The organism is Falsiroseomonas oryziterrae (genome assembly GCF_021864505.1).
Lineage (GTDB): Bacteria > Pseudomonadota > Alphaproteobacteria > Acetobacterales > Acetobacteraceae > Falsiroseomonas > Falsiroseomonas oryziterrae.
In genome coordinates, this window is record NZ_JAKJIB010000260.1 from 1 (window position 1) to 6,113 (window position 6,113).

General features: G+C 74.0%; 8 protein-coding genes. 5 read left to right on the forward strand and 3 right to left on the reverse strand.

Going from position 1 to position 6,113, the window contains the following annotated elements; genetic code table 11:
• Positions 1-159 precede the first annotated feature (159 nt).
• From L2I40_RS17440 to L2I40_RS17460, 5 genes are all read left to right on the forward strand, one after another.
• Positions 160-582 (forward strand): Rap1a/Tai family immunity protein, encoded by a 423-nt coding sequence (locus tag L2I40_RS17440; RefSeq protein ID WP_237216466.1) that lies wholly within the window; start codon positions 160-162, stop codon positions 580-582.
• 12 nt (positions 583-594) lie between these two features.
• A complete protein-coding gene (locus L2I40_RS17445; protein ID WP_237216467.1) occupies positions 595-819 on the forward strand; it encodes a glycine zipper domain-containing protein in 225 nt (74 codons plus the stop codon).
• A gap of 101 nt (positions 820-920) precedes the next feature.
• Complete coding sequence (locus L2I40_RS17450) at positions 921-2,186, forward strand: Hsp70 family protein (RefSeq protein ID WP_237216468.1); 1,266 nt, start codon at positions 921-923, stop codon at positions 2,184-2,186.
• Positions 2,187-2,248: 62 nt separating this feature from the next.
• Positions 2,249-3,184 carry a BKACE family enzyme gene (locus L2I40_RS17455; protein ID WP_237216469.1) on the forward strand — a complete coding sequence of 312 codons (936 nt, stop codon included), beginning with the start codon at positions 2,249-2,251 and terminating at the stop codon, positions 3,182-3,184.
• A 2-nt stretch (positions 3,185-3,186) separates the two neighbouring features.
• The gene (locus L2I40_RS17460; protein WP_237216470.1) at positions 3,187-4,245 is read left to right on the forward strand and encodes an NAD(P)H-dependent flavin oxidoreductase; all 1,059 of its coding nucleotides are present in this window, start codon (positions 3,187-3,189) and stop codon (positions 4,243-4,245) included.
• 16 nt (positions 4,246-4,261) lie between these two features.
• Here L2I40_RS17460 and L2I40_RS17465 read toward each other — a convergent pair whose 3' ends face one another.
• From L2I40_RS17465 to L2I40_RS17475, 3 genes are all read right to left on the reverse strand, one after another.
• The gene (locus L2I40_RS17465) at positions 4,262-4,510 is read right to left on the reverse strand and encodes a DUF3072 domain-containing protein (protein ID WP_237216471.1); all 249 of its coding nucleotides are present in this window, start codon (positions 4,508-4,510) and stop codon (positions 4,262-4,264) included.
• A 248-nt stretch (positions 4,511-4,758) separates the two neighbouring features.
• Positions 4,759-5,478, reverse strand: coding sequence for a GntR family transcriptional regulator (locus tag L2I40_RS17470; RefSeq protein WP_237216472.1), 720 nt, complete (start codon positions 5,476-5,478; stop codon positions 4,759-4,761).
• Positions 5,475-6,113, reverse strand: a 639-nt coding sequence (locus L2I40_RS17475) for a thiamine pyrophosphate-dependent enzyme (protein ID WP_237216473.1), incomplete at its 5' end; no start/stop codon positions are given. The genes L2I40_RS17475 and L2I40_RS17470, both read right to left, overlap by 4 nt.

The following is a 6,113-nucleotide window of genomic DNA, read 5'->3' on the forward strand; positions in this document are numbered from 1 at the left end:
CTGAAGGCGGCGGCGCGCGGCGCGGCGGTCGCCCGATCCGGGCACGACGCCGGGACGCGCCGCGTCTTTTCGGGATGCGGGCGCCTTGCCCGGCCCGCCGGCGCCCCGCAAGCTCCGTTCCGGTGCCGGCCAGCAACTCCGGCGCGCGAGGAGGGACGCATGCTGCGAGGAGTGAAGGCGGTCGCGCTGGCCGCCGGCCTCGGCCTGGCCGCGACGGCGGCGCAGGCGCAGGTCACGCCGGACAATTTCGTGGGCGGGCGCACCAGCGACCTCGCCGCGCTCTGCGCCGCCACCGGGTCCGACCCGAACGTGGTCGCCGCGATCAACCACTGCCACGGCTTCCTGATGGCCACCGGCCAGTTCCACACCGCGATCACCGACGCCCTGCCGAACCGCAGGCCCTTCTTCTGCCTGCCGAACCCGCGCCCGACGCTCGAGAGCGTGCGCACCGGCTTCGTCAATTGGGCCCGGGCCAATCCGCAGCATGCCGGCACGACGGCAGTGGAGGGCGTCGTCCGCTACGCCACCGACGCCTTTCCCTGCCCGCCCCAGCCCGCCCAGCAGCGCCGCCGCGCGCAGTAACGGAGAGAGACGATGCGCAAGCTCCTGGTCCTTCCCGTTGTCGCGGCCCTCGCGCTCGGCGGCTGCGCGGACATGACCGACACCCAGCGCACCGCCGCGACAGGCGCCGCGCTCGGCGCCGCCTCCGGCGCGCTGATCGGCTCCTTCTCCGGCAATGCCGGATGGGGCGCGCTCGGCGGTGCCGCGATCGGCGGCGCCGGCGGCTACATGGTCGGCCGCTCCCGCGAGAGGCGCTGATCGCGCGGCCTTCATCTCCGCCCGCCCGGCCCCGGGCGGACGGAGATCGCAGCCGGCGGGCCTGGACACGCACGCCGCGGCGGGCTTGAACCCGCCCCCCCATGAGCGCGACCTCGCACGCCGCCACGCGGCCGGCCATCGGCATCGACTTCGGCACGACCAACAGCGTCGTCGCGCGGCTGCGGCCCGACGGCAACGCCGAGACGCTGGCGCGCGACACCGGCGAGGTGATGCGCTCCGTGCTCTGCTTCTGGACCGCTTCCGGCAAGCCGCGCCACGCCGCCGGCGCGGCGGCGATCGAGGCCTATCTCGAGGATCCGCTCGAGGCCCGGCTCATCATGTCGATGAAGAGCTACCTCGCGCAGCGCAGCTTCACGGAGACCCGCATCCTCGGCCGCGCCTTCACGCTGGAGGCGCTGGTCGCGCTGTTCCTGCGCGAGCTCCTCGCGCCCTTCCGCGCCGATCTCGAGGATGCGCGCATCGTCGTCGGCCGTCCCGTCCGCTTCGTCGGCGACGCCGCCGACCATGCGCTGGCCGAGCAGCGCCTCCGCGCCGCCTTCGCCGCCGCCGGCCTGCCCCGCGTGGAGGTCGCGCTGGAGCCGGCCGCCGCCGGCCATCGCTTCGCCGCAACGCTCGACCGCGCCGCGACGGTGCTGGTCGCGGATTTCGGCGGCGGCACCAGCGACTTCTCGGTGCTCCGCTTCCAGCCCGGGCCGCCACGCGCGGTGGAGCCCCTCGGCCATGCCGGCGTCGGCACCGCGGGGGATGCCTTCGACTACCGCATCATCGACCGCGTGGTCTCGCCGCGCCTCGGCAAGGGCGACAGCTACAGGGTGATGGGCAAGCCGCTCCCGGTGCCGCCCGCCTGGTTTGCCAGCTTCGCGCGCTGGCACCTGCTCTCGCTCATGCGCGCGCCCCGCACGCTGCGCGACATCGCGGAGGTGGCGCGCACGGCGGAGCACCCCGAGCGCCTGCACCATTTGCGCCTGCTGATCGAGGAGGAGACCGGCTACGCGCTCTACCGCGCCGTCTCCGCCGCCAAGGCCGCGCTGTCGGAGGCGGAGGACACCGTGCTCGACTTCGCGCATGGCGATTTCGCGATCTCCGCCCCGATCCGCCGCGCCGAGTTCGAGGCCTGGATCGCCCCGGACCTCGCCCGCATCGGCACGGCGGTGGACGCCGCGCTGGCGGACGCCGCGTTGCACGCGGCGGAGGTGGACCGCGTCTTCCTCACCGGCGGCACCTCCCTCGTCCCTGCCGTCCGCCGGCTGTTCGAGGATCGCTTCGGCGCCGAGCGCGTGACGGCGGGCGGCGCCTTCGTCTCGGTGGCGGAGGGACTGGCGCTGCTGGCCGGCGAAACGCGCTGACCCGGCTTGCCGCGCGCGCCGCGCGCACGCACCCTGCGCGCCACGAACAGGGAGGACACGGCATGGCCGGCAAGCTCGACCGCAAGGTCATCATCACCTGCGCTGTCACCGGCGCGATCCACACCCCCTCCATGTCGCCCCACCTGCCGGTCACCGCGCAGGAGATCGCCGACGCCGCGATCGGCGCCGCCGAAGCCGGCGCGGCCATCGTGCACCTGCATGCGCGCGACCCGAAGGACGGTCGCCCCGACCAGTCGCCGGAGGCCTTCGCGCCTTTCCTGCAGGTGATCAAGCAGCGCAGCGACTGCGTGGTGAACATCACCACCGGCGGCGCGCCCACCATGACGATCCAGCAGCGCGTCGCCCCCGCCGCGACCTTCAAGCCGGAGGTCGCGAGCCTCAACATGGGCTCGATGAACTTCGGCCTGTTCGGGATGCTGAACCGCTTCAAGGAGTTCAAGCATCAGTGGGAGCGGGACTACCTGGCCAACAAGGACATCCTCTTCCGCAACACCTTCGGCGACATCGAGTACATCCTGTCGACCTGCTCGGAGAACAACACGCGCTTCGAGTTCGAGTGCTACGACACCGCGCATCTCTACAACCTGCGCTACTTCCTCGATCAGGGCCTCGTGAAGGCGCCGCTCTTCATCCAGACGGTGTTCGGCATCCAGGGCGGCATCGGCGCGCATCCGGAGGACGTGCTGCACATGAAGCGCACCGCCGACCGGCTGTTCGGCGACCAGTATCGCTGGTCGGTGCTCGGCGCCGGCGCGGCGCAGCTCCGCGTCGCCGCCATGGCGGCCGCGATGGGCGGCAATGTCCGCGTCGGCCTCGAGGACAGCCTCTGGGCCGGACCCGGCCGGCTGGCGGAAAGCAATGCCGAGCAGGTGCGCCTGGCGCGCCAGATCATCGAGGGCCTCGGCCTCGCCGTCGCGACGCCGGACGAGGCGCGGGAGATCCTGAGCCTCAAGGGCGGCGACAAGGTCGCGTTCTGAGCATGGGCGCCGGCACGCCCCTGGCCCGCGCGCGCGATTTCTGCGCGCGGTTCGGGCTGCGCCTGCCGGTCGTGATGGGGCCGATGGCCAGCGTCTCGCCGCCGACCCTCGCCGCCGCGGTCGCCAATGCCGGCGGCATGGGCGGCTGCGGCGCGCTGATGCTGGACGCGCGCGCCATCGCGGCCTGGATGGCGGCGTTCCGCGCCGCCTCCAACGGCGCGGTGCAGATCAACACCTGGATACCGGATCCGGACCCGCCGCGCGACGCGGCGGCGGAGGCGCGGATGGCGGCGCTGCTCGCGGCACATGGCGCGGCGATGGGCGACCTCGACGCCCGCCCGCCCGACTTCGCCGCGCAATGCGACGCGATCCTCGCCGCGGCGCCGCAGGTCGCCTCCTCGATCATGGGGCTCTGGCCGGCGCCCTTCGTCGCGGAGTTGAAGCGGCGCGGCATCGCCTGGTTCGCCAACGTGACCTCGGTCGAGGAGGCCCGCGCGGCGGAGGACGCTGGCGCCGATGCCGTGGTGGTTTCCGGGCTGGAGGCCGGCGGCCATCGCGGCGCCTTCGACGCGGCTGCGGCAGGGCGACAGGCGGGCACCACGCTCGTGCTCGTCCCGCTCGTCGCCGATGCGGTGCGCATCCCGGTGATCGCCGCCGGCGGCATCGCCGACGGAAGGGCGCTCGCCGCCGTGCTCGCCCTCGGCGCCTCCGCCGCACAGGTCGGCACCGCCCTGCTGCGCACGCCGGAAGCGTCGCTGCACCCCGCCTGGGCGGATGCGATCGCGCGGAGCGCACCGGAGGACACGGTGCAGACCCGGGCCTTCTCCGGACGTCTCGCCCGCGCGATCCGCAGCCGCTGGACCGAGGCGGTGGGCGAGGACGCGCTGCCCTACCCCTTGCAGCGCGCCGCGACCGCGCCGCTGCGCGATGCGGCGATGCGGGCCGGAGACGCCGGGCACATGCAGATGTGGGCCGGCCAGGCCGCGCGCCTGGCACGGGCGGAGCCGGCCGGCGACGTCGTGGCGCGCATGTGGCGCGACGCCCAGTCGCTGCTGGCCTGATCGCGCCGCCGGTCGGTCAGCGCCCCCGCCCTGTCTTCGTCTGGAGTTCGTCGATCCGCAGCGAGGCCTCGGCCTTGGTCAGGCCGGGGTCGAAGGCCTCTCCCGCCTCCTCGCAGAGCGTCTTGAGGTAGGAGGCCTGGGCGCCGGTCATCGCCTCCTCGCCCGTCGTCCAGTCCTGCGGGTCCTTCACGGCGTTGGAGCCCGGATCGGGATCGGTCTTGGGGTTCGCGTCGTGGTCGGGTTGGTGTCGCTTCGGCTTGGCCATGGGTCGGGTCCTTGAAGGGGATGCAGACAACGCTGGCGCGGGCCACATGTTCCCTCTATGTTCACCCAACCAACCGCCGTACGCGTTCCCGGCCCGGCCGGTCCCACCTGTCGTTCCTGCGAGACTGTCGCCTTTGTCCGAAACCCGCCCTCGGGCGGGGCGGGATCGTTTGTCCGAAAACCACCACCGCGAACGGGACCGGTCCATTTGTCCGAAACCGACGCCCGCCCCGCCCTGGGTCGCGGGGCTCAGTCCAGGCTTGCCGCGTAATGGTGGCGCCGCGTGTCCACCCAGGTGACGCGCCGCTCCACCGGCCGGTCGGCGACGTCGTAGGCGATGCGCGCCACCTCGAGCAGCGGCGCGCCGGGCCAGAGCTGCAGCTTCGCCGCCTGCTCCTCGCTCGCCGCGACCGCCGAAAGCCGCTCCTCGGCGCGCGCGATGGTGACGCCGAAGTCGCGCTGGTAGAGCACGTAGAGCTCGTCCTCCATCTCGCGCAGCACCGGCAGGGCGAAGCCCGGGAAGCGCGCCGCCGGCAGCAGGATGCGCTCCAGGATCACCGGCTCCGCCGCCAGCGCGCGGATGCGCTCGACGCGATGCACCGGCTCGCCCTCGGCGAGCCCGAGCGCGGCGGCCTGCGCCGGCGTCGCCGGCGCGGTGCGGCAGTCGAGCACGAGCGAGGTCGGCGCGTGGCGGCCGTCATGGACATCGCGGATGCGGAAGAAATGGAACAGCGCGCGCTCGGAGGTATGCGCGGCGACGAAGGTGCCGCGGCCCTGCCGCCGCTCGATCAGCCGCCGCCGCTCCAGCCCGACGAGCGCCTTCCGCACGGTGCCCGGGCTGACGCCGAGCTCCGCGGCGAGTTCGGGCTCCGGCGGGATCAGGGCGCCCGGGGCCCAGGTGCCGTCGGCGATGCGGCGCGTCAGCACCTCCTCGGTCTTCGCATAGAGCGGACGGCGGTCGAAGGTCATCGCTTCATCACGGGGGCCGGCTGGCCCTCGATCACGACGTTCACCACTGCGGGCCTGCCGCTGGCGATGGCGCGCGCGAGCGCGGGAGCAAGGTCCTCGCCGCGTTCGACATGCTCGCCATGGCCGCCGAGCGCGGTCGCGACCAGGTCGTAGCGCGTGCCCGGCGCCAACTCGCAGCCATGCGCGCGCTTGGCGCCGTAGTCGCGCAGCTGGATCTGGTGCTCGGCGTTCCAGCGGCTGTCGTTGCCGACGACCAGCACGACCGGCAGGCCGTGCCGTGCGGCGGTGTCGATCTCCGCCATGTGGAATCCGAAGGAGCCGTCGCCCATCAGGGCGAGCGTCGGCGCAACCAGCGCGGCGCGCGCGCCGATCGCGAAGGGAATGCCGACGCCGATCGCGCCGGCGACGCCGTTGGTGATGCGACGTGCGCTGCGCACCATCGCGTGCCCCCACTGCCCGACCTCGCCGCCGTCGCAGACGAAAGTGGCGCCCGCCGGCAGCGCGGCGTTGATCGCGTGGCAGAGCGTCGCCGGGTGGATCGGCCCGCCCGCGCCGGCGAGCCCCGCCCAGGACGCCGGCCGCCAGGCCACCGCCTCGCGCAGCCGCTTCGCCCAGCCGGTCGCCGGGCTCCGCGT